This window comes from Actinoallomurus sp. NPDC050550 (genome assembly GCF_040655075.1).
Classification (GTDB): Bacteria; Actinomycetota; Actinomycetes; order Streptosporangiales; family Streptosporangiaceae; genus Actinoallomurus.
The window spans coordinates 330,886-353,610 of the sequence record NZ_JBFAJC010000004.1 but is presented as its reverse complement, the minus strand read 5'-3'; the positions used below and the strand labels follow the sequence as shown (position 1 = coordinate 353,610).

The following is a 22,725-nucleotide window of genomic DNA, read 5'->3' as shown; positions in this document are numbered from 1 at the left end:
TCCCCCACCCGCATGGACCCATCCACAATAGATTTAGCCGGACTTTCGCGCTATCGGGCCGCCGACGTATTCGTATGAGAAGATGGCAGGAGCCGATGACCATACAAGATTTCGCCCACCTGCTCTGGCGGCACCCGGTGGTGGTCCTGCTGGCGATATTGGTCACCGCCGGCGCGGCGTTGCAGATCGTGATCGAGCGGCCCGCATATGAGACCCGCGCGGTGGTCAATTTCCTGATGCCGGGCTCGACCGGCTTCGAGAACTTCAACATCAGCCTCGTGGTCGAGGGCGCGGTGACCGCGCTGTCGCTCGACTCGCAGGACGGCGCGGCGCGGGTACGCCGCCAAGGCGGCACCGCCGCCTACGACGTCGTGCTCGCCAACCGGGGGAACGACGAGCAGCCGGTCCACGACCAGCCGTACGTGACGCTGATCGTCAACTCTCGCGACCCCGCCCAGGCGTCTCGCACACTCGCCGTCCTCATCGGCGTCCTCCGCGCCGACGTCCGCGATCGGCAGCTGGCGGCCGGGGCCCGTCCGGACGCACTCATGACGACCCAGGTGGTGGCGAGCTCCGACCGGCCGATCCCGCTCCTCAGCCGCCGGACCCGCGCGCTCGCCGCGATCGGGGCCGCCGGTCTCCTGGCCATGCTGGTCGCAGCCCTCATGGCCGAGCGGCATCCGCGGCTCCGGCTCCGCCGTCTCCTCCACTCCCAGGAGTGATATGACCGGCCGCACGCGCTTAACGACGGCGATCGTCCTCGCGGCGGTCGCCGCGTCCGTGTCGGCGGTGCTCGTCGGCTGGGCGGCACGGGGCTCGTCGTCCTCCCGTGGAGCGCGACCGGGAGCCACCGCGGCAAGGCCTGGAGCCTCCGCGGTGGGCAGCGGAACGACACGACCGCCCTCTCAGATGCCCTCGCTCCAGCTCAGGTCGGGGCCTCCGTCGCCCGCCCCGTCGCGCTGGCCCGACGCCGCCACCACCGGACCGCGGCCAGGCACCCGGCTCCAGGTACGGACCGGGACCATCAAGGTGACGACGGACGGCGCCGTGCTCGACGGGCTGGAGGTCCACGGCGACATCGTGGTCCTGGCCAGGAACGTCACCATCCGCAACTGCCGGGTCATCGGCGCGGGCGACTGGGCGATCCTGCAGCGCATGGAGGCCGGAAGCGGCGGGCTGACCGTCGAGGACACCGAGATCTCCGGTGGCGGCGGCCGCCCGCTGGAGTTCGGCGTGCTCAACTTCGCGGGCGACCTCACGGTCCGGAGGGTGAACGTCCACGCCATGATGTCGGCCGTCCAGACCAGCCAGGGGCTCATCGAGGACTCCTACTTCCACGACCCGAAGGACTTCCCCGGCGCGCACGTGACCCTCGTGGCCTCCGGCAGCGGACCGCGTCCGGGCATGACCTTCGTCGTCCGGCACAACGCCATCCTGAATCCCGGCAGCCAGACCGCCGCCGTGGCGCTCTACCAGGACTTCGGCCTCAACCACGACGTCCTCGTCCAGGGCAACCTGCTCGCCGGCGGCGGCTACACGGTGTACGGCGGAGCCGGCAAGTACGGCCGGCCGCACGACATCCGGTTCATCGACAACGTCTTCAGCCGCCGCTACTTCCGTAAGGGCGGGGCGTACGGATGGGGCACCACCTGGGACGGCTCCGGCCCCGGCAACCAGTGGAAGAACAACACCTGGGAGGACACCGGCGAACCGGTCTCCGCCCCATAGATTGCGATACGTGACTGATCAACTACCCAAACGGCTCTCCTGGCCAAGAGATCCTCGGTACAAAAGAAGGCGTGTCGAACCCCTTCCCATCCCTCGACAGGCGCCAGATGCTGCGCATCCTGCGTAGCCTTGGGTATGAAGAGGCCAGGCGGAGGGGGTCGCACTGCCGACTCATCGCGGAAGGCCGACCACCGCTGACGTTCGCGTTCCACGAGGGAGCAAGTCTTGCCCCCGGCGTCGTGCGAGACATACTGGTGAAGCAAGTGGGACTGGACACCGACGAGGCATTGAAGGTGGTGCGGGGAGATGACTGAAATCGTCCACCTGTTCGTCCGCCCCGATGAGACGGGTGGAGGCTTCTACGTCACGTCTCCTCAGGCACCGGGCCTCGTGTACGGCGAGCCAAGCCTGGAGGCCGTCCGCCAGGGGATCCAGGACGTCCTTGCGTTCCACTTCGACAGGCCAGGTCCGTTCCGGATCGTCGAGCACCACGAACGCCGCTACGACCTTGCGGGCGGCGAACTCGTCACCCGCATGGCCTATGACGAGCACATCGCGGACAGGCAGATCGTTTACGAGCGCATCGGGGCTGCCCTCGGGGTGCCGGGGCAGGCACAGAATCTCGTTTCGGCTCCGACCAACAAGGTCGGCGAGGTCGTGTACGTGTGCGCGGTTGCGACCGACACTCTTGGCTGGCTGGGTGACCAGTTGGATCCGCGTAGCAGCGACGCGTTCATGGTCGCCGCTTCAGTCAGCGATGCGCTCCTGTTCGCTGTGGCTTTCGCCAGGGGCGAAGGCTACGCGGAAGAAGGGGAGCTGATCCTGGCTGAGCCGGACATGACGGTCGCGGACGTGATCCGTAAGACGGCGATCGTCGGGCCTGCGCCGTCGCAACACCCCACCATTCGCGTCCCCGCGTAGGGGCAGCCCGATAATTGGCCCTGGCGCGTATTCGGCGACACGTGCTGCTCGGCTGACAATGCGTCCGCGTCGTTATCTTGGCCTAGACGCGGCGGAGCCAGATGGAGCCGGGTTCCTCGTGGGCCAGGGCGGGCGGGACGCGGTCCGGGTGTTCCTTCCAGAGCCAGGAGGAGAACAGCAGCATCTCCCAGTCGGCGTTGCCGACGAGGAAAGCGTGCAGCAGGTAGTTCTCGGTCCAGTCGCGACCTTCGCGCAGCCACGCCTCGGGGTATTCGAACGGCCAGAACACGTCGTGGATGTGCACCACGACGCCCGCCGCCAGCCGCGGCAGCACCTGGAGGTACAGCCAGACCACGTCGGATCCGGCCTTGGCGACGTGCGTGGAGTCGATGAAGAGCACGTCACCCGCCCCGAGCGCGTCGTACGCGGTGAGGGGGACGTCCTGGACCGGCCGGGTCAGGAGCGTCACCGGGTCGCCTTCGCGCAGCACCGACAGGAGCCGGTCCGGGTACGGCTCGACGCAGCTCACCTCCAGGCCGGGCAGGTGGGCGTCCGCGGTGTCGAGGGCGAGGGCCGTGCTGTGCCCGGAGCCGATCTCCATCACGCGTTCGGGCCGTAGGTGACGGAGCATCGCCCGGTAGACCGCCCCGTCGGCGGCGCCGTACATCGGGTTGTCCGGCGCGTAGCGCGGCCCCTCGAAGGGCTCAGCCATCATCGGGCCGAGGGCCTCCGCGAGGGTGAGCTGGTCTTTCGTTCTCAGGTCGACGCCGGGCACTGCGGGCGACGCCCGCCACTCGAGGGCCCTTCGCACGTCGGACGAGGCCGTCAGCGGGGAGTAGAAATGCCCGGGCGGAATCCAGGGCGGGCGGGTCAGGGCGGCGGACAGTGCCCGCGCCGTGCGGCCCGCGCGCCGCAACATCGGGTTACGCATGGTCGTCCGCTCCATGGTGGCGAGGGTCCCCCGGCCGGCTCTCCAGCCACATGGCGTCGTAGTCGATCTCCCCGGCCGGTACGTCCGGAGGCCGTGGCGGCGCGGCCTTCGGGCCGGTGGCGCGGCGGCGATCCGACAGCGCCTGGACGAGCAGCAGCAGGCCGGCAGACGCCCCGAGCGCGGCGGCGAGGAGCTCGCCGAGCAGCTGGATCTTCGGCTTTCGGACACGGAGCGGCCGGTCGGTCGAGTTGACGACGTCGGCGGTGATGCGCGCGTCGGGTTTCAGCCCGCTCTGCAGCGTCTCGAGCTGGGAGTTCACCGCGGCGATGAGCGCCTTGAGCGTCGTGCCGGTGGTGCGGGGATCGGAGCCGGTCACCGTGATCGACAGCACCGGTCCCGCCGAGTCGGGGGCGACGCCGACCGTGTAGTGGGCGGTGTATCCCTGTTTACGCAGGGACTGCACCGTCTGATCGTCCATCAACCGGCGTCCGACGACCTCGGCGGACACCGTCAGCGAGGAGGCGAAGACGAGGTACGGATTGCCGCCGGCCTGCTTGGCGACGATCCGCGAGGAGAGGAAGACCATGTTGGCGTCGCCCTCGTAGGTCCACGGGAGGATCACCACGCCCGCTCCCAGGCCGGCGACCGTGAGCGCGAGCAGGACCGACGCGAGCCGCCACCGGGCACGGACGGCACGAAGTAAAACCCTCATCGGTCTCCTACGGTCGCGGGCTCCCCATCACCTTGCCATGGCACGGTCCGCCGTGAAAGGGACGTCGGCCGTAGCCGTTGTCCGGTCACAGCCGCTCCACCTGGGAGCCGGCCAGGCGACGCCGGCAGTCGAGGACGAGAGAGGCGTGCTGGGCGATCTCGTCGACGTCGAACGCGTCGTGGTCCGTGACCAGCACGACGATGTCCGCGGCCGCGAGCTCGTCCGGGGTGACCTCGACCCGGCGGACGATGCCGTCCACGGGGGTGGCCTCGACGACGTGCGGGTCGGCCCCGCTCACGCACGCGCCCATGGCGGTGAGCAGCTGGGCGGCGCGTACGGCGGGTGACTCACGTGCGTCTCCGGTGTTCTTCTTGTAGGCGAGCCCGAGCAGCAGGACACTGGATCCGTTGATGGGCTTGCGGCGGGCGTTGAGCGCCGTGCTGATCCTTTGGACCACGTAGTCGGGCATGTGGCCGTTGATGTCGTTGGCCAGTTCCACGAACCGGAAGTTCTGGCCGAGGGCCCGTTCCACCCGCCACGAGAGGTACGACGGGTCGATCGGCAGGCAGTGCCCGCCCACCCCGGGTCCGGGGGTGAACGGCATGAATCCGAACGGCTTGGTCGAGGCGGCGTCGATCGCCTCCCACACGTCGACGCCGAGCCCGTGGGCGAACATCGCGATCTCGTTGACGAGCGCGATGTTGACGTGCCGGAAGGTGTTCTCCAGCAGCTTGGCCAGCTCGGCCGTACGCGGCGACCGCACCGGCACCGTCGTCTCCACGATCGTGTCGTAGAAACCCCGCACGGCCTCCCGCGATGCCTCGTCGATACCCGAGACGATCTTCGGTGTGGTGACGAGGGTCCAGGTCGCGTTGCCGGGATCGATGCGCTCCGGGCTGTAGCCGAGGTGGAAGTCGGTGCCCGCGATGAGGCCGGATCCGTCCTCCAGGAGCGGCGCCACGAGCTCCTCGGTGGTGCCCGGATAGGTCGTCGACTCCACGACGACGGTGGCACCCGGGCGCAGGTACCGGGCGAGCGTACGGGCCGCGCCCTCGGTGTAGCTGAGGTCGGGCAGCCCCTCGCGCAGCGGCGTCGGCACGGCGATGAGCGCGACGTCGAAGCCACCGCACGCCCGCGCCTCGGCGGACGGGTGGAACGTACCGGCGTCGAGCACCGCCCGCAGATCCTCGGGCCCGACGTCCTCGATGTAGGACTCGCCCGCGGACAGCGCCTTCACCCGGTCCCCGTCCACGTCGTACCCGACTACCTGGTGGCCGGCCTGTGCCGAGCGGACGGCGAGCGGAAGTCCGACGTACCCGAGCCCGACGACGACGACCTTCATGACGTGCCCCGGAGCAGTTCGCGGGCCAGGAGGGCCAGGAATTGGACATTGGTCGTGAGGTATCGCGGGCCGAGCCGCATCGGCTCCTGGATGGCCCGGTAGAGCCATTCCAGGCCGTGCCGACGCCACCAGACGGGGGCGCGGCGGACCTCGCCCGCGAGGACGTCGAAGGACCCGCCGACGCCGTGGATGACGAACGCTCCGGTGCGCGGTCCCCACTCCTTCTCGAACAGTTCCTTCTTCGGCGAGGACATCCCGAGGAAGAGCAGATCGGCGCGGGCGTCGCGGACGGCGTCGGCGACCGCGGGCGCCTCATCGGCCGAGAAGTATCCGCTGCGGGCACCGGCCACCTGCAGTCCCGGGTACCGCTTGCCGACCTCGTCGAGCATCCGCATTAAGACCGCGTCACGCGCCCCGAGGAAGTAGACCCGCTGCCCCCGGCGCGCGGCCTCGGAGAGCAGCCCGAGGAGAAGGTCGATGCCGGCCACCCGCTCGGGCAGCGGCTGCCCGAGGAGCCGGCTCGCCCAGACGACCGACTGCCCATCGGCCAGCACGAGGTCGCAACCGCTCACCGCCGCGTGCAGCCGGCGGTCGCGCCGCATCCGCACGAGCTTCGCGGCGTTGACGCAGCCCACCGTGATCCGTTCCCGGCGTTCGACGGCCGTGACGCACCGGGCCACGGCCTGGTCGACGGTCACGGCGTCCAGCCAGAGTTCTAGGACTCGGCGCCGCTCCCGTTGCTGAGTTCCCCGTTCCATCGCCCCTCCAGGTTGTGTGCCGTGAGCCACGCGTAGAGAAGCCACCCGAACTCATACGGGCGGCACTCCCGGTCGATCACGACCGGGCGGAAAATGCGGTCGAGGAGCGGCAGCCGCGTGCCGGGGCGGAGCCGTGCCGACAGTGCCCGGACACCGCGGACCATCTTTCGCGGATCGCCTCGGGCGACCTTGCGCCAGGTCAGCGACAGCTCGTCGATCACCAGTGGTTCGCCGGTCTCGGGCCGGCGGACCATCCAGAGCAGGCCCTTGCGGATCGCGTCACCATGCGCGGTCCCGCCCGCGTCGGCGAGGTCGAGGAGCGCCATCGGTCCCATCGCATGCTGGTGAACGCTGTAGACCGGGTAGCCCTCGACGACCGCGCCGGTCCGCGCGTCGTAGTGCCACCACCACTGGCCGCCGTCTCCCTGCGCGGCGCAGATCATCCCCGCCGCCTCCTCCGCGGCCTTCAGCGCCTCCGGGTCGCCGAGCCGCGCGAGAGCCTGGATGGGGTACACCTGGTCGGCGAAGGACCCGACATGCGCGCGATACCACGGGACCAGCCCCGGCCCGTCCAGCGCGTGCGGATACAGGACGTCGCGGCCGGCGAGCAGGCGCTCGCGGGCGCGTTCGAGATGCCCGTCCGTCACCCCGGCGGCGACGAGGGCGGAGACGACCCAGGCCGCGTCGACGGTCAGCACGGGAGCGCCGGTGGCGTCGAGCCGCGTCAGATGGTCGAGGGCGTAGGGCAGGTCGGCGTGCCCTGCCTCGGCGGCCGCCCAGCAGACGAGTGCCACGTCGCCCAGGCCCGTCAGCCGGCTGAGCCGGCGCATGAGGCCGTCGATGAGGTCGTTCACCGTGGCCCCGTGCAGGATGACGCGCTGCTCGTCGAGGGGGAGGGCGCGTATGCCGAGCGCGGCGATCGCCGCGTAGCGGAGGCTCCGCCCGACGGGCCGCGCGTCCTCGCCTCTGCGGGTGAAGACGAACTCGCCGTCGGCGTGGGACGCGCGCAGGCCCGGCACGGCCAGGTCGAGCAACCGGCGCACGAGGGCGGCCGCCTCCGCGTCACACCGGGTGATGAGGTCGAGCCGTGACCCCTCCGACGGCCCTTTCACGCCTTCACCGCGATCAGCGACTTGACCAGCCCGGCCATGCGCTCGGCCCGGATCCGCGAGTCCGGGAAGTAGAACGCCAGCTCGGTACGGCTCACGAGTTCCACGCCGAGCGCGGTACGCAGCGCCGTCGCGCGGTCCGCGGGTGGGGTGTGCACCAGTGGCCAGTGCCGTGCGACCACCGCCCGGGCCGCGGCCGGCAGGAACTGAAACCCGGGGAACAGCCAGTGTGGCTCCACCGGGAAGTACCGGTACGGCGTCTGGATCCAGTGCTGGTCGGCGAGATGGTGTACGGCGTCCGCGAACCGCTGCCGCCGCTCGTGTCCTCCGACGTGCTCGAGGACGGAATTGGAGATGACCAGGTCGTACGATCCCTTGAGAATCGTGTCCGGCAGTTCACAGGCGTCGGCGAGATCGGTCTCCATCCATTCGGGCAGGACCGCGGGGGGCGATTCGAGGTTGACGATGTGAACGTGCGCCGGGCGCACCGGCGCCCGTAGCCACGCGTCGGCCGTGCCGCCGAGATCGATGACGGACATCTGGCCGATCAGCGGAAACGTGGCCTTCAGCCAGGCCCATCGGCGGGCCCGATAGCGCGCCCCGAGGGAATTCGGGGCGTCCACAAAACTGGTCCGAAACTCGTGCAGGCGACCCACGCGAACCCCCGGTCCCGCACCGGGGATTCGGGCATGCCTTCAATATATTTATGGCAGCCGAAAGGCATGCCAAAGGCATGGCCCGGTCCAGCGGAGCGGTGGACAAATGAACGCGCTCATCTTCCCCTTCACCACATGTACGGCGATATACGACAAACGCATGAAATAGTGGCCAAGGTCGGCCAGCCTGCCAGGTAACCCGGGTCGATGTCGAGACAGTCATTCACCCTCGGTGAGGGCAGCCGCACATCTACGACTCACCAGAACTCGACTCGGTTTGGAATTCACTGATGGATCCATTGACAGCACGTTGCCGATAAGCCAATGTCGAATTCCGGAAACCTCGGTACAAGTTGCGAAACGGGGAACCAGGGTGGATCCGATCGGCATCGCCGGCGCATGGCTCTTCACTCCACAGATCCATGGCGACGAACGCGGATCATTTCTCGAATGGTTCCAGGACGCCGAGTTCTCCGCCGCCGTGGGACATCGGCTGACGATGCGACAGGCCAACTGCTCGATGTCGCGGCGCGGCTCGCTCCGGGGCGTTCACTTCGCCGACGTGCCGCCGGGGCAGGCGAAGTACATCACCTGCCTGCGGGGCTCGGTTCTCGATGTGGTCGTCGACATCCGGACCGGCTCTCCAACTTTCGGCCGCTCGGCCATGAACCGGCTCGACGACCGGACACGGCGCGCCGTCTACATCGCCGAAGGACTCGGGCACGGCTTCCTCGCGCTCAGCGATGAGGCGGTCGTCGTCTACCTCGCGTCGGAGCCGTACGCCCCGGACCGCGAGCACGGGGTGCACCCGCTCGACCCCGCCCTCGGCATCGAGTGGCCGCGCGGCATCGAGCCGGTGCTGTCCCCGAAGGACGCCGCCGCCCCGTCCCTGGCCGAGGCCGAACGGGCCGGCCTTCTCCCGTCCTACGCCGACTGCCTGGCCTACCAGGACAAACTCCGCTCCCTGTGAGCACGGCCTAGCCCACCACGGCCGGCGAGAAGGCGTTCCGAAGCAGCAGGCGAGGGGCGCCCGTGCCGTCCGCCGGCACCGACCAGACGTTCGTCGTCCCGCCGTCCAGCCGTCCGTAAAGCACCGTGTGATCGTCCAGCCAGACCGCCTGGTCGTCCACGCTCCGCGTCTCGGCCAGGGCGGTCTCCCCCATCGTCCGCAGTTCGAGGACGTGCAGCCGCCAGGGCCGCGACGGATCGCCGGTCGCCTTCTTGAAGACCAGACGGGTCCCGTCCGGGGACAGCGACGGGCATTCGACGTTCTCGCGCAGCGTGCGCATCGTCCGGGCGGCGACGTCGCCCTCGACCAGGTAGGTCCGGCCCTTCGTCCGCACGGTCGCGTAGAAGTGGTCGTCGGCGGCGGCGAACGTCACCCCCCAGTAGTTCACGTCGGGCGATCGGTAGGGCTTCCCGTCCTTGAGCAGGGTGAAGTCCTCGAGGCTCTCGACCACCCGCCCGGTGCGCGTGTCGAGGATCCCGGTCCGCGTCGACAGATCGGGGCTGGTGTAGGAGTCGCCGCTGACGAAGACCGTCCAGGACACCATGCGCCCGCTCGGTGACACGCGCGCCCGGCTCGGCGCTCCGGGCAACTGGACGCGGCGAACCTCGTGCAGCCCGCGGTCCAGGATCACCGCGTAGATCTTGGGAACGGCGGCGCGCCGCACCGTGAGGCACACGCCGGTGCCGGCCGAGGCGTAGACCCGCACGCAGTTCAGCCCGCTGAGGACGCGAGACCCGCCCGGATGGGCGAGGGGCACCGACGCCAGCACGCCGTTCGAGCCCGCGTTGCGGAACAGCAGCCGGCCACGCTCATCGAGCCGGATCGCCGCCGGCCGGGCCGTCGCCGCACCGCCCCGGCCGGCGGCCCGCAGCACGTACGCGGTCGCGGCCAGCGCGAGCAACGCCGCGGCGGCGAGGACCAGCCACGCCCGGCGCCCGCCGACGGCACCGCCTTCCGCGCTCATCGGTGCCCCCCGCTCAGCCTCCAGGGCGCCTTCAGACGCTGCCTTCCCTCGTCACTCCGGTCCTCAGTCCAGGCCACGTCGCGCCCTTCCGGCTCGCTCATCGGACCGCCCGGAGTAGCGGCCACGCCGCCACGATCGCCACGCCCAGGCCGGCGGTCGCGGCCGTCACCGCCGCCGGCCTGCCCCACGCCGTCCACGCGGCGCCGATGAGAACCGAGGACAGCAGCCGGGCGAGCGCCTGCGCCGTCTGCAGAACGGCCATGCCACTGGCCCGCACCGGGCCGGGCAGCAGCGGCCCGGCCGCCGCCATCAGCACGCCGTCGGTGGCCGCGTAGAAGGCGCCGTGCAGCGTGAGCACGCCGGCGAGCAGCAGCGATCCGGTCAGCGGCCCGCGCAGCAGCAGGTACGCGCCGAGCAGCAGCAGGTGCCCGCCGAGCAAGACCGCCCGGCGCCCGGCGCGGTCGGCCAGGCGGCCGAACGGGACCGCCAGGGCCAGGAAGGACGCCGCCGTTCCCAGGGGCAGCAACGGGAAGTACCCGGCCGCGATGCCCAGCCGCCGCTGCAACAGCAGGTAGACGAACGAGTCGCTGATGGTGCAGGCGCCGAGCAGCGCGGCCGCCAGGCACATCAGGGCGAACCCCGGCCGCCCCAGCGGCCTGAGCGACATCGCGGCGCGGGGCAGGGCACGGATCGGCGGATCCCGTACGAACGCCACCAGCAGGACCACCCCGAACACCGCGACGCAGCAGCTGACGACGAAGACCGCGTCGTAGGCGCCCGGAGCCGCCCACAGCACGGCGAAGGCGGCCAGCGGCCCGGCGAGCGCGCCGGCCGTGTCCATCGTCCGGTGTACCCCGAACGACAGCCCGAGGTCGCGAGGCGCGCTGCTCGCCGCGATGAGGGCGTCCCGCGGTGCCGTGCGCAGTCCCTTGCCGGTGCGATCGGCGGCCAGCACCGCTCCCAGGGCGACGGGAGAACTCCCCGCGACGAGCAGGCCCAGCTTGCACACCGCCGACAGGGCGTAGCCAAGACCCGCCACGAGCCGGTGGCGCTGTGACCGGTCCGCGAGCCGTCCTCCGGCGAGCCGGATCAGCGCGGTCACCCCGGCGTACATGCCGTCGATGACGCCGAACTGCAGGGGCGTGAGGCCCAGCGACAGGACCAGGTAGAGCGGCAGGACCGCGGTGATCATCTCTGACGAGACGTCGGTGACGAGGCTGACCGCGCCCAGGGCGATGATGTTGGGCGCGACGAGCCGCCAGACGCGCATCGCGCGTGCGGCGTTCCCGAGCCCCGCCGAGACGTACACCGTCAGCCCAGGCCGTCGAGCAGCGCCGCGCGCAACGCGGCCCGCCAGTCGCGGATCGGCTCCAGCCCGGCACGCTCCCAGCGCCCATGTCCGAGCACGCTGTACGCGGGACGTGGCGCCGGACGCGCGAACCCGTCGGCCGTCGTCGGCAGCACCCGCTGCTCGTCCGCCCCGAGCAGGTGGAAGACCTCGCGGGCAAGCCCCCACCACGTTGTCTGCCCGGAACTCGTCGCGTGATAGATCCCGGGCTCCGCGCCGGAACGCATCAGGGCCAGGATGCGACCGGCCACGTCACGGGCCCAGGTCGGCTGTCCGCGCTGGTCGACGACGACCTCGATCTTCTCGCGCTCGCGCTCGAACCGGAGCATGGTCGCGACGAAGTTCGGCCCGCCCCGGCCGTACAGCCACGCCGTCCTGACCACGTACCCGGCGGAGGGCAGCTCCGCCAGCACGGCTCGCTCCCCCGCGAGCTTCGTCCGCCCGTACGCGCCGGTCGGCCAGGGCCGCGCGTCTTCGGCGTACGGCTCGCGGGCGGTCCCGTCGAAGACGTAGTCGGTGGAGACCTGGACCAGGCGGGTGCCGATCGCCGCGCAGGCGAGGGCGAGGTTGCGCGCTCCGTCGCCATTGACGCGCAGCGCCTCCTCTTCGTGTTCCTCGGCCGCGTCGACCGCCGTCCACCCGGCGCAGTTGACGACGACGTCCGGGCGCGCCGCCCGCAGCGTCGCGCGTACGGCGTCACCATCGGTGATGTCGAGGCCGGCCCGGTCGAGCCCGGTCACCGTCTCGCCTTCCGCGGCCAGCAGGCTCACGACCTCGCCGCCGAGCATGCCCGACGCACCGGTCACCAGCCACGTGCTCATGTCAGGGCCTTCCACCAGGCACGGTTCTCGGCGTACCAGCGCACGGTCGCCGCGAGGCCGGCGTCGAAGCGGATCCGTGGCCGGTAGCCCATGCCGCGCAGGAGGTCGTCGTTCAGGGAGTAGCGACGGTCGTGTCCCTTCCGGTCCGCCACGGTCCGCACGCTTCCCCAGCCCGCCTCGAAGGCTTCGAGGAGGCGTTCGGTCAGCTCGGTGTTGGTCAGCTCGACGTCACCGCCGATGTGGTGGACCTCTCCGGTCCGCCCCTTCTCCAGGACGAGCTGGATGCCCCGGCAGTGATCGTCCACGTGCACCCAGCCCCGTACGTTCCGGCCGTCGCCGTACAGCGGAACCGTCCGGTCCCGGAGGAGGTTCGTCACGAACAGCGGGATGACCTTCTCGGGGAACTGGTAGGGCCCGTAGTTGTTGCAGCATCGGGTGATGACGACGTCCAGGCCGTGGGTCCGGGCATAGGACTGCGCGATCAGGTCGCCGCCGGCCTTGGCCGCGGCGTACGGCGAGGTCGGCGCGAGCGGGGCGTCCTCCGTCCACGAGCCCGTCTCGATGCTTCCGTAGACCTCGTCGGTGGAGACCTGCACCACCCGTTCGACCCCGGAGCGCGCGCAAGCCCGCATGAGCGCGTGCGTGCCGCCCACGTTCGTGGCCACGAAGTCCGAGCCGTCGGCGATCGACCGGTCCACGTGGGTCTCGGCCGCGAAGTTGAGGACCACCTGGTGGCCCGGGAGGACCTTCGCGAGGAGTTCGGCGTCGCCGATGTCGCCGTGGACGAAGGTGCAGCGGGTGCCTGCGAGGTTGGCGCGGTTGCCCGCGTAGGTGAGCTTGTCGAGAACGGTGATCTCGGCGTCCTCGTATCCGGGATAGCCACCGCCGGCGAGCGTCCGCACGTAGTGGGATCCGATGAAGCCGGCGCCTCCGGCCACGAGCACCCTCATGCGGAGATCTGCACTCTGCTGTGGTCGCCCAGGACGAGCCGGTGCGCGTTCGGGACCTTCGGCGCGAGCGTCACGTCGGCCTCGCGCCCGATCAGCGACGCCTCGATCCGTCGTACGCCCCTGATGGAGGCGCCGCGCAGGACGATGGAGTACTCGATCTCGCTGTCGGCGATGACGCAGTCCTCGGCGATGGAGGTGAACGGGCCGAGGTAGGAGCCGGTCACCCGCGTGCCCCGCCCGACGATGACCGGGCCCACGATGCGCGATCCGGTGACGATCGCGCCCTCCTCGACCACGACCCGCCCGATGACCTCGCAGGAGTCGTCGACCGTGCCGCGCGGCTCGAGCCCCTCGAGCACGAGGCGGTTGACCTCGAGCATGTCCTCGACGTTCCCGGTGTCCTTCCAGTAGCCCGAGATGACGGCGGAGGAGACCTCGTGGCCGGTGTCGACCAGCCACTGGATCGCCTCGGTGATCTCCAGTTCGTTCCGCCAGGAGGGCTTCAGCGCGGCCACCGCGTCGTGGATCGCGGGCGTGAACAGGTAGACGCCGACGAGCGCCAGGTCGCTCTTGGGGTGTTCGGGCTTCTCCTCCAGGCCGGCGACGCGCCCGGCGGCGTCGAGTTCGACGACGCCGAAGGCGCGCGGGTCCGGAACCCGGGTCAGCATGATCTGCGCGGTCGGCCGGTCCCGGTGGAACTGCCGGGTGAAGGGGGTGATCCCGCCGACGATGAAGTTGTCGCCCAGGTACATCACGAAGTCGTCGTCGCCGAGGTAGCCGCGAGAGACAAGGATCGCGTGGGCTAAGCCGAGGGGGGCGTCCTGCCGGATGTAGGTGACGTCGAGGCCGAAGGCCGAGCCGTCGCCGACAACACGCTGGATCTCCGGTGCCGTGTCCCCGACGACGATGCCGACCTCGGTGATCCCGGTGTCACGGATCGCCTCCAGCCCGTAGAAGAGGACCGGCTTGTTCGCGACCGGCAGCAACTGTTTGGCCGATGTATAGGTAATGGGCCGCAACCGCGTGCCCGATCCCCCGGCCAACACAAGGGCTTTCACGAGAGTGAACCTAGATACCCGAACAGGAAATAAGCGAGCGCGCGGCCACGTCCGGCCAGCACCACGGCAAACCGCCACGATAACGACGCTCGGCCACATGCGGCCTCGATGTAAACCCTTCCTATCTACCGCATCGCTTGACATTCTCCAGCCCAGGAACACATCGCACCAAGATCGCGGGGGCGGGTCGTGACGACTGTCGAGCAAGCGGATGCCATCACCCTACGAGAAAAAAGTTTTCGACTGACCGGTCGCCACGGTTGGATTCCGCCTTATATTCGCTGGCTCGTCATCATCGACGTCTCCAGCGCTATCACCGCCAGCACGGTCGGCCTTATCGGGCGTTTCTGGGGTGCCATAACCACGCCTTGGCCGGACGCCACTCTAGGGATTGCACTGCCATTCATCTGGATTCTCTCCGTCGCCGCCGGCCGCGCGTACGAGCCACGATTCTTCGGCGTCGGATCTGACGAATTCCGGCGCGTGCTCAACGTCGGCCTGTTACTGAGCGCGGCGGTGACGAACCTGTCCTACGTCACCAAGGCGGAGGTCGCGCGGGGATACACCCTCGTGACGCTGCCGCTGATGATCTTCCTGGACGTCACTGGGCGTTATCTCCTGCGCAGGCGGCTGCACCACCTGCGCGCCCGCGGCGCGTGCATGCGGCGCAGTGTCGTGGTCGGCCACCGCAGCGCCGTCACCGAACTCATCCACGAACTCAGGCGGACACCGTTCCACGGCTTGAACATCGTCGCCGCCTGCCTCCCCCCTGAGAGCGGAAAGGACGATCTGGACGACGTTCCGGTACTCGGCGGATTCGACGATGTCGCCCGGGTGATCGACGTGTGCCGTGCCGACACGGTCGCCGTCCTCGCCTGTCCGGAGATCGACGCCGCACGGCTGCGACGCCTCGCCTGGCAGATGGAGAAGGGCGACACCGATCTCTTCGTCGCCCCGGCGCTGATGGACGTCGCCGGACCACGTACGACGATCAGGCCGATCGCCGGCCTGCCCCTGCTCCACGTCGATCACCCCGAACTGACGGGCGGCCGACGGGTGGTCAAGAGCCTCTTCGACCGGCTGGTCGCCGGGCTCGCCCTCCTCTTCCTCGCCCCGGCACTGGTCGTGATCGCCGCCCTCCTGCGGTTCACCGGTCCCGCGTTGTTCGTCCAGCGGCGCATCGGCCGGGACGGCAAGGTGTTCCGGATGCTGAAGTTCCGCACGATGGTGAAGGACGCGGAGAAGCTCCGGCCCGCGCTTCTCGGGCGCAACGACGGCGACGGCGTCCTCTTCAAGCTCAAAGTAGATCCTCGGGTCACGCGGATCGGCGGGTGGCTACGCCGTTACTCGCTCGACGAGCTCCCCCAGCTGATCAATATTCTCCGCGGCGACATGTCGCTGGTCGGGCCGCGTCCGCCGCTGCCGGAGGAGGTCTCGCGGTACGAGAGCGACGTGTACCGCCGCCTCGCCGTCAAGCCGGGGCTCACCGGGCTGTGGCAGGTCAGCGGCCGCTCCGACCTGTCGTGGGACGAGGCCGTCCGGCTCGACCTGCGCTACGTCGAGAACTGGTCCCTCACCCTGGACATGCAGATCCTCTGCAAGACCCTCTCCGCGGTGATCCGCGGCTCGGGAGCCTACTGACCCCGGGCCGAGGGCTTCCCCCGCCCGGTTACGCGAGGACACCCGCGACCGCCGACCCGCGCGGGCGTTTTATCCATCTTGCACTAATTAACGTCGCTTACTTAACACGACCAAGCATTTGCAACGTCGGCGGGTGACGTAGAGCGCCTCACCCCTTTGCGGGGTTTCTCCGGGCATCAGGCACGACAACATGCCTTCTGCCGCCCTTTCGGCAATCACCCCCTCAGTGAGGCGAAAGATGGATATCAGAGGAACGTCACCTTTCTCGTCGGCGATTCGCGCGGCATTAATCGGAAATGTCGGTTACTGCGCGGAGGCCGCCGCATGAACGCCGCAGCGCTGGACCTCGACTCTCGTGCCCCGGCGTCCGGGGCGTACGACGTCGCCATCGTCGGCCTCGGCTACGTCGGCCTGCCGACGGCCCTGGCGTTCCACGCCGCGGGCGCCCGCGTGCTGGCCATCGACTCCAGTGCCGGCCGCCTCGCCCGGATCCGGGAACGCCAGGTCGACCTGCTCGACTCCGACCACCGGCGCCTCGAGGCCGCGCTGGCCGATGACGCGTTCGCACTGGTCACCGACCCGTCGTACGCGTCGTGGGCGCGGGCCGTGGTCATCTGCGTGCCGACGCCGGTCACCCCTCACCTCACCCCGGACTTGTCCGCCGTTGAGGGGGCCTGTGCGGCGGCGGTCCTGCACGCCGTCCCCGGACAGGTCGTCATTCTGACCTCGACCAGCTACGTGGGCTGCACCGACGACCTGCTCGCCGGGCCGCTCGGGCGGCGCGGGCTCCAGGTGGGCCGGGACGTGTTCGTCGCGTTCAGCCCGGAGCGAATCGACCCGGGCAACGACCGGTACGCCCATGAGGTGGTGCCCAGGGTCGTCGGCGGCACCACGCCGCAGTGCACCGCGGAGGCGGTCAAGGTTCTCGCCCACTGCACCGGCAACCTGCACGAGGTGTCCTCCTCCGGCGCGGCCGAGATGACCAAGCTGTTCGAGAACACCTTCCGCGCCGTCAACATCGCCCTGGCGAACGAGATCGCGGAGATCAGCCGGACGCTCGGCCTCGACGTCATGGAGGTCATCACCGCGGCGGCGACCAAGCCGTACGGGTTCATGCCCTTCTTCCCCGGTCCGGGCGCCGGCGGCCACTGCATCCCCTGCGACCCCCACTACCTGCTGTGGCAGCTGCGCAAGAGCCGGCTGCCCACCCCCCTCGTCACCGAGGCCATGTCCGCGATCGCGGGCCGCCCCCGCCGCGTCATCGAACGCGTCCGCGAGGTGCTGTCCGAAGCCGGGATCGGCCTGGCGGGAGCACGGATCCTCCTGCTGGGCGTGACGTACAAGCCGGACGTCGAGGACGTCCGCGAGTCCCCCGCCCTGGAGATCATCGAGGGCCTGCTCGCCGCCGGCTCCGACGTCGCGTACCACGACCCGTTCGTCCCGGAGCTCCGGCTGCCGGGAGGCAGTCTCCTCGGCAGCGTGGACCCGCCCGGCGACGCCCCCGACCTCGTCGTCGCGCACACCACGCACCGGGCCCTGGACCTGTCCTGGCTGCCCGCCGACCAGCTCGTCCTGGACGCCACCTACCGCCTGACCGGCGCGGGCCGCCGCGTCCCCCTCTGACCGCCGCGGGGCGCGATCACGCTCCCCGAATCCCGACCGTCCTCCACCGAATCGCGGAGCCGGACCGCCGGCGCCGTCTCGTGCCCTGCCCCGCTCAGTCCCGCCCTGCCCTGCCTCATCCGGCCCCGCCCTAGTCCTGCCCCGACCTGTTCCTGCCCTGCCCTGCCCTGCCCTTCGAGCATGAGGAGAGCTTTCGTGACCACGCCACCCCTCCCAGGGGACCGAGCCCGGCCCGGGCGGCTCGCGTCCCTCGGGGCGTTCGTCGGCGTCACCGTCATCTGCCTGGTCATCGGCTGGCACGTGGGGATCAAGGTCGCCTTCCTGCGCGGCGACCCGTTCACCCCGACGTACACGATCGCCGTCAGCGGCTACGTGCTGAGCCGGTTCCTGCTCGCGGCCTTCTACCGGCCGCCGCGCGACGCGGGGATCACGCCCACGGTCGCGATCATCGTGCCCGCCTTCAACGAAGGCGAGGCCGTGGCCCGCACGATCGACTCCTGCATGGCGCTGGACTACCCGCGGGACCGGCTCGAGCTCGTCGTCGTCAACGACGGGTCGAGCGACGACACCTGGGACCACATGCTGCGAGCGGCCGCCCGCCATCCCCTGGGGTCGGTGCAGTGCGTCGATCTGGGGAGCAACCAGGGCAAACGCGCCGCGATGGCGGCCGGCATCCGCGCGACGTCGGCGGAGATCCTGGTCTTCGTCGACTCCGACTCGATGCCGGCACCGGGCGCGGTGCGCAAGCTCGTCCAGGGGTTCGCCGACCCGAAGGTCGGTGCCATCTCCGGACTCACGTACGCGCGCAACGCCGACACCAACACGCTGACGCGCATGCAGGCGGCGCGTTACTACGTCTCGTTCCAGCTGCTCAAGAGCGCCGAGTCCGTCCTGGGCGCGGTGACCTGCTGCTCCGGCTGCTTCGCGGCCTACCGTCGCGCGGCCGTCGAACCCCTGCTGGACGCCTGGGAGAACCAGCGGTTCCTCGGCACGCAGTGCACCTACGGCGACGACCGGGCGCTGACCAACCGTGTCATCAAGGCCGGCTGGGTGACGAGGTACGACTCACGGGCGGAGGCGTGGACCGACGTCCCGGACGCCTACCGGAAGTTCTTCCGGCAGCAGTTGCGCTGGAAGAAGTCCTGGAGCCGGGAAGGGCCGCTGCTGCTGGCGCACATCTGGCGCAGCCGGACCCGCGCGCTGCCGTCCGTCCTGGTGCAGACGTGCGCCGGGCTGCTCAGCCCCATCGTCATCTTCCTCACCGTCGCCCGGGCCGTCGTGGAAGGGCATTCGCCGCTGATCTATTTCCTCGGCCTCTATCTCGTCTCGATGGCGTACGCGTTCGTGTACCGCATGCTGAGAAAGGACGGCCTATGGCTGTACGCCTTTCTCGGAACGTTCTTCTATATCAGCTTCTCGCCGCAGTTGTTGTGGGCGATCGCCCGCATTCGCGACGGGAAATGGGGCACCCGTTCGGTGGACCGGCACCGGCCGCCGTACCCGCGGATCAAGCCGAGCCCGCGGACGGTGCAGGATGGCTGAGGCGGTACGCCCGGCGGCCGGTCGCGGGGCGGTCGGGCGGCTGACCGCCGCCGTGAACAGCGCGGTCTTCACCGCCGCCCTCGCCCTCGTGCTCGTCGTGTGGGTCGCGGCGAGCCGACCGTTCGACCCGCCGCAGCAGACCCCGGTCCCCGAACGGCTGGACGCGGCCACCGCGCGGACCGCCGCCGCCCTGCCCGGATATCCGGGGTCGGTGGTCGTGCTGACGTACCACGCGGTGTCCGACGACGACCACGCGGGCAGCACGCTGACCCGGCGGCTGTTCGGCGAGCACCTGGCCGCCCTGGCGGCCGCCGGGTACCGCACGGTCCGGCTCGCCGACGTGGAGCGGCTCATCGCGCACCAGCCGGTCAGCCTGCCGCCGAGGGCGCTGCTCCTGACGTTCGACGACGGGACGCTGACCGACTGGACGACGGTCGACCCGATGCTCAAGCGGTACCACTTCACCGCGGTCGCCTTCCTGACCACGTCGAAGATGGTCGCCGCCGGCACCCCGTCGTACTACCTGTCGACCCGGCAGTTGCAGTCGCTGCGCGCGACGGGCCGCTGGGAGTTCGGCTCGCACACGCACGCGCTGCACGAGCAGGTCCCGGTGCCGGGCGACCTCGCGCCGTCGCTCGGCAACCGGATCCTCGTGCACGGGCGGCTGGAGTCCCCGGCCGCGTGGCGGTCCCGCGTCCGCGGCGACCTCGCGAAGAGCCAGGCGTTCTTCCGTCACGTCTTCGGACGGCCCGCGAGCGCGTTCTCCTACCCGTTCGGCGACACCGGCAGCACGGGGAACTCCCCGGCGCTCGCCCGGGAACTGCCCGGCCTGCTGCGGGCCGCCGGGTTCGGCGTCGCCTTCATCGGCGAGAACGTCCCGACCGAGCACGTCAACGCGATCAGCGGGCGATCGCCCCGGTGGACGCTGGACCGCATCGGCGTCCGGGCGACGACGTCGGTGTCCGACCTGCTGGAGATGGTCCGGGGCGCGGTGCCGGTCGCGCCGCCCCACGGCCTGGCGCCGTTGCACTGGATGGGCGACCTCGCCACCTGCTCCCACCGGCCCGGGGCGCTCGCCGTGCGCAGCGACGGCTACGGCACCTGCATGCTCGGCGACGTCAACACCAGCCAGTGGGTGGACTACACGCTGCGCACGCGCCTCACCGGCGTGGACCGCCACGCGGCCGCCGTGATCGCCGTACGGGACGGGGCGGGCGCGGGCCACCGCGGCCGGGTCGAGGTCCTCATCGGGGAGGGCTCGGTCGTGGTCCGCCAGCAGATCGGCGACGCGGCCCGGGTCGTGCTCGCCAAGGCCGCCCTCCCGCCCGGCGGCACCGCCCGGACCGTGCGGATCCAGGTCCGCCGCGACACCGCCGACGTGACCATCGACGGGCGCCGCCTGCGCGTGAAGTTCGACCCGCGGCTCCACGAAGGCGGGGTCAAGTTCGCCATCGCCGCCGAGGGCGGCCACCGGACCGTCGTCTACTCCGCCCCGACCCTCACCCCGCAACCCTAGAGAGAAGGACCGATGCCCCCCATACCTCCTCCGCCGACGACGCGCCTCGCGGCGCTGTTCGCCCTGCTGTGCGCGGCACTCGCCGTGCCCGGCGCCACCACGGCGCACGCCGCGACGACGACCGTCGTCACCCTCGGCTTCGACGACGGCGTCAAGGACCAGTTCACCAACGCGCGGCCGATCCTCCAGGCCCACGCCATGCACGGCGTCTTCTACATCAACAGCGGCCAGACCAACCTGACCAACTACATGAGTCAGGCCGACATCGCGGCGCTCGCCTCGGACGGGAACGAGATCGGCGGCCACACCGTCGACCACGCCGACCTGACGACCCTGTCCTCCGACGACGCCAAGCGGGAGGTCTGCAACGACCGGGTGACCCTGCTGAACTGGGGCTTCGCGGTCAAGAACTTCGCCTACCCGTACGGCGCGTCGAACGCCGCCACCGAGCAGATCGCGCACGACTGCGGGTACAACAGCGCCCGGACGGTCGGCGGCGTCGTCTCGCCCGGCTCCTGCGACGGCTGCGGGTACGCCGAGACGATACCGCCCGCCGACGCGTACAACACGCAGACCCCCGACTCGATCAAGTCCGACACGAGCCTGGCGACCATCAAGAGCTACGTCACCAACGCGGAGAACCACGGCGGCGGCTGGGTGCAACTCGTCTTCCACCACGTCTGCGACGCCTGCACGGACACCTACTCGGTGAGCCCGAGCACGCTGTCGGACTTCCTCGACTGGCTCGCCCCGCGCAGGTTGTTGCACGGCACGACGGTAAAGACCGTCGACCAGGTGATCGGCGGCGCCCAGCAGCCGCCCGTGAACGGCCCGCCGCTGAACCCGCCGACCCACGGCAACCTCGTCCAGAACCCGTCGCTCGAGTCGGCCACGGGCGGACTGCCGGCGTGCTTCCAGTACGGCGGGTACGGCACGAACACCTACACCTGGACCCGGACCACCGACGCGCACACCGGCTCGTACGCCCAGCAGCTCGACGTCACGGCCTGGACCAGCGGTGACCGCAAACTCGTCACCAAGCAGGACGCGAACACCTGCGCGCCGGTCGCCACACCGGGCCACGTCTACGACGCGTCGGTCTGGTACAAGGGCACCTGGCCGGCCGACACGCAGGTCAAGCTGACGCTGTACTACCGGACCACGGCCGGCACGTGGGCGTACTGGACGAGCGGCCCCGCGCTGCCCGCGACGAGCGCCTGGACGAAGACCCCCGCCTACACCAGCCCGGCCGTGCCCTCCGGCGCCACCGGCCTGAGCGTCGGCCTCTCGCTCGCGGGCACCGGCACCGTCTACACCGACGACTACGACATCACCGACCCGGCGAACCCATGAGTCTCACCAGGAGGACACTCGCGGAGCTCGGGGTGGGGGTCGGGCTGCTGGCCCTCACCGCGGGTCTCGCCGTCGACGTGCTGTCCCCGCCGCGCAGGGCGGGCGCCGAGAAGGCCCGTACGGTCGTCACCAACGCGATGCTGCAGGCTGCGCGGACCGACAACCGCTGTACGCGGGGACGGGTCGCGCTGACCTTCGACGACGGGCCCGACATCTACACGCCGCAGGTGCTGAAGGTCCTGCGCGCCTACCGGGTCCGGGCGACGTTCTTCGTCATGGGCCGCAAGGCCGCCGCCCGACCAGACCTCATCCGGGCCGAGGTCGCGGGCGGGAACCTCGTGGAGAACCACAGCTGGAGCCACCCGCACATGGCCGACCTCGACCAGGCTCAGATCGACCGGGAGCTGGCCGGGACCCAGCAGGCGATCACCGCGGCGGGCGCGCCCGCCCCGACGCTGTTCCGGCCGCCGTTCGGCAACACCAGCGCCGCCGTGGACGGGGAGGCGAAGCTGCTGGGCCTGCGCGTCATCCGCTGGTCGATCGACACCGACGACTGGCGGGGCCGCGAGCCCGGCGACATCGCCGCGTCCGTCCTCGACCAGGCGGTGCCCGGCTCCGTCGTCCTGATGCACGACGGGGTACGGCAGTCCGCCGCCACCGTCCAGGCGCTGCCCACGGTGATCCGCGGGCTCCGCGAACGCGGGTTCTGCACCGCCCTCGCCACCGACTGACCAGGAAGGACG

22 protein-coding genes are annotated in these 22,725 nt (G+C 70.6%); 11 read left to right on the top strand and 11 right to left on the bottom strand.

Annotated features, from left to right (window positions below):
• Nucleotides 1-95: 95 nt before the first annotated feature.
• From AB0I04_RS08035 to AB0I04_RS08020, 4 genes are all read left to right on the top strand, one after another.
• Entirely contained in the window at nt 96-722 is a 627-nt protein-coding gene (locus AB0I04_RS08035) for a hypothetical protein (RefSeq protein WP_360880891.1), read from the top strand.
• A 1-nt stretch (nt 723) separates the two neighbouring features.
• Nucleotides 724-1,728, top strand: coding sequence for a hypothetical protein (locus AB0I04_RS08030; RefSeq protein WP_360880889.1), 1,005 nt, complete (start codon nt 724-726; stop codon nt 1,726-1,728).
• 107 nt (nt 1,729-1,835) lie between these two features.
• Complete coding sequence (locus AB0I04_RS08025) at nt 1,836-2,042, top strand: type II toxin-antitoxin system HicA family toxin (protein WP_360881048.1); 207 nt, start codon at nt 1,836-1,838, stop codon at nt 2,040-2,042.
• A complete protein-coding gene (locus AB0I04_RS08020; RefSeq protein WP_360880887.1) occupies nt 2,035-2,649 on the top strand; it encodes a hypothetical protein in 615 nt (204 codons plus the stop codon). Before AB0I04_RS08025 ends, AB0I04_RS08020 begins: the two co-directional genes overlap by 8 nt.
• Nucleotides 2,650-2,731: 82 nt before the next feature.
• Here AB0I04_RS08020 and AB0I04_RS08015 read toward each other — a convergent pair whose 3' ends face one another.
• From AB0I04_RS08015 to AB0I04_RS07990, 6 genes are all read right to left on the bottom strand, one after another.
• Nucleotides 2,732-3,595, bottom strand: a complete 864-nt coding sequence (locus AB0I04_RS08015; RefSeq protein WP_360880885.1) for a class I SAM-dependent methyltransferase — start codon at nt 3,593-3,595, stop codon at nt 2,732-2,734.
• Nucleotides 3,573-4,292, bottom strand: a complete 720-nt coding sequence (locus AB0I04_RS08010; protein WP_360880883.1) for a hypothetical protein — start codon at nt 4,290-4,292, stop codon at nt 3,573-3,575. Before AB0I04_RS08010 ends, AB0I04_RS08015 begins: the two co-directional genes overlap by 23 nt.
• A gap of 85 nt (nt 4,293-4,377) precedes the next feature.
• The gene (locus AB0I04_RS08005) at nt 4,378-5,634 is read right to left on the bottom strand and encodes a nucleotide sugar dehydrogenase (protein WP_360880881.1); all 1,257 of its coding nucleotides are present in this window, start codon (nt 5,632-5,634) and stop codon (nt 4,378-4,380) included.
• Nucleotides 5,631-6,392, bottom strand: a complete 762-nt coding sequence (locus AB0I04_RS08000; RefSeq protein ID WP_360880879.1) for a WecB/TagA/CpsF family glycosyltransferase — start codon at nt 6,390-6,392, stop codon at nt 5,631-5,633. The genes AB0I04_RS08005 and AB0I04_RS08000 overlap by 4 nt, the downstream gene beginning before the upstream one ends.
• A complete protein-coding gene (locus AB0I04_RS07995) occupies nt 6,350-7,504 on the bottom strand; it encodes a hypothetical protein (RefSeq protein WP_360880877.1) in 1,155 nt (384 codons plus the stop codon). The genes AB0I04_RS08000 and AB0I04_RS07995 overlap by 43 nt, the downstream gene beginning before the upstream one ends.
• Complete coding sequence (locus tag AB0I04_RS07990; protein ID WP_360880875.1) at nt 7,501-8,040, bottom strand: class I SAM-dependent methyltransferase; 540 nt, start codon at nt 8,038-8,040, stop codon at nt 7,501-7,503. Before AB0I04_RS07990 ends, AB0I04_RS07995 begins: the two co-directional genes overlap by 4 nt.
• Nucleotides 8,041-8,530: 490 nt before the next feature.
• Here AB0I04_RS07990 and rfbC point away from each other — a divergent pair, with 490 nt between their 5' ends.
• A complete protein-coding gene (gene rfbC / locus AB0I04_RS07985; RefSeq protein ID WP_360880873.1) occupies nt 8,531-9,127 on the top strand; it encodes a dTDP-4-dehydrorhamnose 3,5-epimerase in 597 nt (198 codons plus the stop codon).
• A gap of 7 nt (nt 9,128-9,134) precedes the next feature.
• On the opposite strand, the gene AB0I04_RS07980 is transcribed toward rfbC, so the two are convergent.
• The 5 genes from AB0I04_RS07980 to AB0I04_RS07960 form a co-directional block, all read right to left on the bottom strand.
• Entirely contained in the window at nt 9,135-10,130 is a 996-nt protein-coding gene (locus AB0I04_RS07980) for a hypothetical protein (protein ID WP_360880871.1), read from the bottom strand.
• A gap of 97 nt (nt 10,131-10,227) precedes the next feature.
• Nucleotides 10,228-11,439, bottom strand: coding sequence for an MFS transporter (locus AB0I04_RS07975; RefSeq protein ID WP_360880869.1), 1,212 nt, complete (start codon nt 11,437-11,439; stop codon nt 10,228-10,230).
• Between the two features lie 2 nt (nt 11,440-11,441).
• Entirely contained in the window at nt 11,442-12,299 is an 858-nt protein-coding gene (gene rfbD / locus AB0I04_RS07970; protein ID WP_360880867.1) for a dTDP-4-dehydrorhamnose reductase, read from the bottom strand.
• Nucleotides 12,296-13,249, bottom strand: coding sequence for a dTDP-glucose 4,6-dehydratase (rfbB, locus tag AB0I04_RS07965; protein ID WP_360880865.1), 954 nt, complete (start codon nt 13,247-13,249; stop codon nt 12,296-12,298). Before rfbB ends, rfbD begins: the two co-directional genes overlap by 4 nt.
• A complete protein-coding gene (locus tag AB0I04_RS07960) occupies nt 13,246-14,307 on the bottom strand; it encodes a glucose-1-phosphate thymidylyltransferase (protein WP_360880863.1) in 1,062 nt (353 codons plus the stop codon). Before AB0I04_RS07960 ends, rfbB begins: the two co-directional genes overlap by 4 nt.
• 216 nt (nt 14,308-14,523) lie before the next feature.
• On the opposite strand from AB0I04_RS07960, the gene AB0I04_RS07955 reads away from it, so the two are divergent.
• From AB0I04_RS07955 to AB0I04_RS07930, 6 genes are all read left to right on the top strand, one after another.
• Nucleotides 14,524-15,948, top strand: a complete 1,425-nt coding sequence (locus tag AB0I04_RS07955; protein WP_360881046.1) for a sugar transferase — start codon at nt 14,524-14,526, stop codon at nt 15,946-15,948.
• 324 nt (nt 15,949-16,272) lie between these two features.
• Entirely contained in the window at nt 16,273-17,571 is a 1,299-nt protein-coding gene (locus AB0I04_RS07950) for a nucleotide sugar dehydrogenase (RefSeq protein ID WP_360880861.1), read from the top strand.
• A 195-nt stretch (nt 17,572-17,766) separates the two neighbouring features.
• On the top strand, nt 17,767-19,113 hold the full coding sequence (locus AB0I04_RS07945) for a glycosyltransferase (protein ID WP_360880860.1): 1,347 nt from the start codon (nt 17,767-17,769) through the stop codon (nt 19,111-19,113).
• Complete coding sequence (locus tag AB0I04_RS07940; RefSeq protein ID WP_360880858.1) at nt 19,106-20,629, top strand: polysaccharide deacetylase family protein; 1,524 nt, start codon at nt 19,106-19,108, stop codon at nt 20,627-20,629. The genes AB0I04_RS07945 and AB0I04_RS07940 overlap by 8 nt, the downstream gene beginning before the upstream one ends.
• Nucleotides 20,630-20,641: 12 nt before the next feature.
• Nucleotides 20,642-21,982, top strand: coding sequence for a polysaccharide deacetylase family protein (locus AB0I04_RS07935; RefSeq protein WP_360880856.1), 1,341 nt, complete (start codon nt 20,642-20,644; stop codon nt 21,980-21,982).
• A complete protein-coding gene (locus AB0I04_RS07930; RefSeq protein ID WP_360880854.1) occupies nt 21,979-22,713 on the top strand; it encodes a polysaccharide deacetylase family protein in 735 nt (244 codons plus the stop codon). The genes AB0I04_RS07935 and AB0I04_RS07930 overlap by 4 nt, the downstream gene beginning before the upstream one ends.
• Nucleotides 22,714-22,725: the final 12 nt, after the last annotated feature.

Coding starts and splice junctions, on each gene's coding strand:
- AB0I04_RS08015 (WP_360880885.1), bottom strand. CDS start 3,595: ATGGAGCGGACGACCATGCGTAACCCGATGTTGCGGCGCGCGGGCCGC.
- AB0I04_RS08005 (WP_360880881.1), bottom strand. CDS start 5,634: ATGAAGGTCGTCGTCGTCGGGCTCGGGTACGTCGGACTTCCGCTCGCC.
- AB0I04_RS08000 (WP_360880879.1), bottom strand. CDS start 6,392: ATGGAACGGGGAACTCAGCAACGGGAGCGGCGCCGAGTCCTAGAACTC.
- AB0I04_RS07950 (WP_360880861.1), top strand. CDS start 16,273: ATGAACGCCGCAGCGCTGGACCTCGACTCTCGTGCCCCGGCGTCCGGG.
- AB0I04_RS08020 (WP_360880887.1), top strand. CDS start 2,035: ATGACTGAAATCGTCCACCTGTTCGTCCGCCCCGATGAGACGGGTGGA.
- AB0I04_RS07980 (WP_360880871.1), bottom strand. CDS start 10,130: ATGAGCGCGGAAGGCGGTGCCGTCGGCGGGCGCCGGGCGTGGCTGGTC.
- AB0I04_RS08010 (WP_360880883.1), bottom strand. CDS start 4,292: ATGAGGGTTTTACTTCGTGCCGTCCGTGCCCGGTGGCGGCTCGCGTCG.
- AB0I04_RS07990 (WP_360880875.1), bottom strand. CDS start 8,040: ATGTCCGTCATCGATCTCGGCGGCACGGCCGACGCGTGGCTACGGGCG.
- AB0I04_RS08030 (WP_360880889.1), top strand. CDS start 724: ATGACCGGCCGCACGCGCTTAACGACGGCGATCGTCCTCGCGGCGGTC.
- rfbD (WP_360880867.1), bottom strand. CDS start 12,299: ATGAGCACGTGGCTGGTGACCGGTGCGTCGGGCATGCTCGGCGGCGAG.
- AB0I04_RS07940 (WP_360880858.1), top strand. CDS start 19,106: ATGGCTGAGGCGGTACGCCCGGCGGCCGGTCGCGGGGCGGTCGGGCGG.
- AB0I04_RS08035 (WP_360880891.1), top strand. CDS start 96: ATGACCATACAAGATTTCGCCCACCTGCTCTGGCGGCACCCGGTGGTG.
- AB0I04_RS07935 (WP_360880856.1), top strand. CDS start 20,642: ATGCCCCCCATACCTCCTCCGCCGACGACGCGCCTCGCGGCGCTGTTC.
- AB0I04_RS08025 (WP_360881048.1), top strand. CDS start 1,836: ATGCTGCGCATCCTGCGTAGCCTTGGGTATGAAGAGGCCAGGCGGAGG.
- AB0I04_RS07930 (WP_360880854.1), top strand. CDS start 21,979: ATGAGTCTCACCAGGAGGACACTCGCGGAGCTCGGGGTGGGGGTCGGG.
- rfbB (WP_360880865.1), bottom strand. CDS start 13,249: ATGAGGGTGCTCGTGGCCGGAGGCGCCGGCTTCATCGGATCCCACTAC.